Source organism: Arthrobacter sp. MYb227, assembly GCF_002975435.1.
Classification (GTDB): domain Bacteria; phylum Actinomycetota; class Actinomycetes; order Actinomycetales; family Micrococcaceae; genus Paeniglutamicibacter.
The window spans coordinates 1-4,018 of sequence record NZ_PCPT01000024.1 but is presented as its reverse complement, the minus strand read 5'-3'; the positions used below and the strand labels follow the sequence as shown (position 1 = coordinate 4,018).

4 protein-coding genes are annotated in these 4,018 nt (G+C 56.5%); all 4 read right to left on the bottom strand.

Annotated elements, in window-relative coordinates; all coding sequences use genetic code 11:
- Positions 1-12 precede the first annotated feature (12 nt).
- Genes CQ018_RS19740 through CQ018_RS19725 form a run of 4 tightly spaced genes read right to left on the bottom strand, consistent with a single transcriptional unit; the run spans position 13 to position 4,001 of the window.
- Entirely contained in the window at positions 13-1,107 is a 1,095-nt protein-coding gene (locus CQ018_RS19740; protein ID WP_105551720.1) for an ABC transporter ATP-binding protein, read from the bottom strand.
- Positions 1,094-2,107 carry an ABC transporter ATP-binding protein gene (locus CQ018_RS19735; RefSeq protein ID WP_258142797.1) on the bottom strand — a complete coding sequence of 338 codons (1,014 nt, stop codon included), beginning with the start codon at positions 2,105-2,107 and terminating at the stop codon, positions 1,094-1,096. The genes CQ018_RS19740 and CQ018_RS19735 overlap by 14 nt, the downstream gene beginning before the upstream one ends.
- A 2-nt stretch (positions 2,108-2,109) precedes the next feature.
- On the bottom strand, positions 2,110-3,081 hold the full coding sequence (locus tag CQ018_RS19730) for an ABC transporter permease (RefSeq protein WP_258142796.1): 972 nt from the start codon (positions 3,079-3,081) through the stop codon (positions 2,110-2,112).
- Positions 3,078-4,001 (bottom strand): ABC transporter permease, encoded by a 924-nt coding sequence (locus CQ018_RS19725; protein WP_105551719.1) that lies wholly within the window; start codon positions 3,999-4,001, stop codon positions 3,078-3,080. Before CQ018_RS19725 ends, CQ018_RS19730 begins: the two co-directional genes overlap by 4 nt.
- Positions 4,002-4,018 lie beyond the last annotated feature (17 nt).

Below are 4,018 nucleotides of genomic sequence, written 5' to 3'. Positions count from 1 at the left end.
GTGTTCGGTTGTTTAGGCGTTGGTGTGTTGAACGAACTCCGCGGCCAAATCTTGGGCGAAGTGGCAACGTGACTCGTGGGTATCCCCGACCCGGATGAGTTCGGGTTCCTTCGTGGCGCAGATCGGTTGAGCCAACGGGCAACGAGTATGGAAGCGGCACCCCGCCGGTGGGTCAATCGGGGAAGGCGGATCTCCCTGGAGGATAATCCGTTCCCGATCGGTGCCATCGTTTTTGCGCAGTTCCGGGGCCGCTGACATCAGTGCCCGCGTATACGGCTGCGCGGTTCTGTCATACACCTCGGCATAGGTGCCAAGTTCGACGATGCGACCCAAATACATGGTCGCCACCCGATCGGAAATATGCCGCACAATCTGCAAATCATGAGCAATAAACAAATACGACAAACCGAGTTCTTTTTGTAGGTCATCGAGCAGGTTCACCACCTGGGCACGGACCGAAACATCCAGCGCGGAGACCGGTTCATCACAGATCAGCATCTGCGGATTCAGCGCAATACCCCGCGCAATCCCAATACGTTGCTGCTGACCACCGGAAAAGTTGTGTGGGTAGCGATCGGCATGATCGGGGTTCAATCCCACCAATTCGAGGAGTTCCTTGATTTTCGCCGCCCGCCCGGCCTTCGGGGCGACCTCGGGGTGAATATCAAAGGGTTCTGAGACCAATTGTTCAACGGTCATCCGAGGATTCAACGACGAATACGGATCCTGGAAGATCAGCTGAATATTCCGGCGCATCTCCTTGCGCTCCTCACCCTTGAGGGTGTTGATATCTTGCCCCCGGAACAGCACCTGACCCTGCGTGGGAGTCTCAAGTCCGGCCATGACCCGGGCGAGGGTTGATTTGCCGCAGCCGGATTCCCCGATCACGCCCAGGGTTTCCCCGGCAGCAATGCTGAGGTCGACCCCGTCCATGGCCTTCACATATTTTTTGGGGCCGATCGGCAGGTGGCGTTGGACCGGATAATGCTGTTTAACCCCCCGTAATTGCATCAACGCGTGAGGATCCACCGGAACCAAGCCCAAAGTTTCGGTGCTCTCCGTGATGGTGGTGTTAGCTGGTGTGGTGGTGGTGTTAGGCGTTGGCATATGCCAGAACCTCCTGGGTATGGAAGCAAGCAGCCGTACGACCCGCACCCACAACACTCAGGGCGGGAATTGAGGCACGGCATATCTCGGTAGCAAAAGAACAACGATTAGCAAAGGAACAACCCACCGGCAACCGCAACAAATCAGGCGGCGTCCCCGGAATCGCCGGCAACCGTTGCCCCTTGAGTTCCTCACTGGCAATCGAAGAAGCCAAACCCTGGGAATACGGGTGCCCTGGACGATTCAAGACTTCCAAGGTGGGGCCGTGTTCCACCACGCGTCCGGCATACATCACCGCGACCTGATCGGTGACCTCCTTGACCACCGAAATATCATGGGTAATCAAAATCAATCCCATATTCCGTTCCTCCTGTTGCTCCTTGAGCAACTCCAGGATCTGGGCTTGGACGGTCACATCTAGGGCGGTGGTCGGTTCATCGGCAATCAAGAGCACCGGATCCAAGGCCAAAGCCATCGCGATCACAATACGCTGACGCATACCACCGGAAAACTGATGCGGATAATCGTTGACCCGTGAGGCCGCGGCCGGAATTTTGACCTTATCCATCATCTGTATCGCCGCATTCTTGGCATCCTTACGCGAATACCCACGGTGCACTCGGTAGAGTTCACCGATCTGTCGACCCACCGGATGCACCGGATTCAACGCCGTCAGCGCATCTTGGAAGACCATCGAGACCCGGGAGCCGACCAGCTGACGATGCCGCTTCGGAGTCACGGTCAACAAGTCTTCACCCTCGAGCAGGATCTGTCCTTGTGGGATATGGGCCGGAGGCATATCTAAGATGCCCATGATGGCCCGAGCGGTCACCGATTTCCCGGAGCCCGATTCACCCAAGATGCCTAGGGCTTGACCGCGTTTGACCTCAAAGTTCATCCCGTTCACCGCGGTGGCGATGCCCTTGGAGGTATTGAATTCAACTTCAAGGTTTTTGACCCGCAACAACACCTCATCGGTGTTAGTGGTTGTGTTTTCCACGGTTATTTACCTTTCGGGTCAAACTCATCGCGCATCGCTTCACCAAAAAGCACAAAGCCAAGCACCGTAATGGTCAAGAAGATCGCCGGGAAAATCAACAAGTGTGGAGCGGCAGAAATATATTCACGCGCCGCGGCCAACTGCAACCCCCACGACACCGAGGGAGGCGTGAGCCCAATACCAATAAACGTCAACCCGGCCTCGGCCGATATCACCCCACCAATCCCCAAGGTCTGCAGCACCAACAAGGGAGTCAGCGAGTTGGGAATAATGTGCCGACGAATAATCCGAGTATTGCTAGCTCCCAGGAGTTTGGAGGCTTGGACGTATTCACGATTCCGCACCTCCATCACCGACGAACGCATAAATCGCACGCCCCCGGGCCAGGAGAACAGGGCCAGGGCGAAGATGACGGTCCAGACGGTACGCTCACTAAAGAGCTGTAGGACCACGATCGCGGCCAGGATGAACGGTAGGCCGAAGGCCATATCGCAGGCCCGGGAAATCAGCGTATCGACCCAGCCACCAAAATACCCGGCCAACGAGCCGAGGATCGCGGAGATCACAAAGGAGATCGCTGTGACAATGATGCCGACCATGATCGAGGCTCGTGCCCCATAGATCACGTTGGTGTAATAGTCACAGCCCTGAATATCAATCCCAAAGATATGCTCGGCACTGGGAGCCTGATTGGTTTTCATGATGTCGCAATTCGCGGTCGGATCCGACCCAAACCCGGCAAAAAGTTGCGGGAAGGCGGCCATGAGCAACATGATCGCCACAATGCTCCCCGAGATCACAAAGCGGGGTTTGAGCCACACCGGGCCACGATTAATCTTTTTCCCCGGGGTTCGGGGCATCAACGCCACCGACTCCACCGCATCTCCCAGCCCCGAGGGCACGGTGATCGGGTTGGTCGGCTCCAAACCCTCCAATGTGGGGGTGTGTTGGTTGGTTTCACTATTGTGGCTCATATGCGCACCCTTGGATCAATAACGCCGTACAAAAGATCTACGAGCAGGTTGAATATCAGATACACCAGCACGAGCATCGTCGCGATGCCCACCACCACGGTGCCTTCCTTATTATTAATGGCCGTGACCATCAATCCACCAATACCCGGAATATTGAAGATCGCCTCAATAATCACCGCACCCCCCAGCATCCCCGCCAGGGACAACCCCAGGTAGGTAACCACCGGAATCATCGCATTACGCAACGCATGACCCCAGATCACCCGACGCGGAGATAAACCCTTGGCCCGTGCGGTACGCAGGTACTCGGCACGCAACACATCCACCAAAGAGGTACGCGTCAACCGGGCCAACCCGGCCGAGGCCTCCACCGCCATCACCAACGCCAGAAGAATAAAGGCCATGGGCCACCCGGCCCGAATACCGGCCGGATCCACCCACCCCAACTGCACACCAAAAACGGTCTGGGCACCCAGGGCAATCACAAAGCCCGGAATCCCGAGGAAGATCACGGTAAAAATCAACGCAAAATGATCTCCGGCCTTCCCGTGGCGCAACCCACCATAAACACCAATGGCCAACCCAATGACCATTTTCAAAGCCCACGCGGTCATCGCCAACGCAAAGGTCGTCGGTAAGCGTTCAAGGATCAACCCCAACACCGGGCGGCCAAAGAAATCAATACCGAAATTCCCTTGCACCAATCCCCACATATAGTGCCCGTACTGGACCAGGAACGGATCATCAAGGCGATACGCGAGACGGATTTGCTGCACCGTTGACTCGGGTAGTGGTCGTGCCCCGGTCAACGCCGCCACCGGATCCCCGGGCATCAAGAACGTCAAAGCGTAGATGATAAACGTGGCGCCAATGACCACCGGAATCATCTGCAGGAATCTGCGAATTGTGTAACCAAGCATGCAACTGCTCCCTTTCG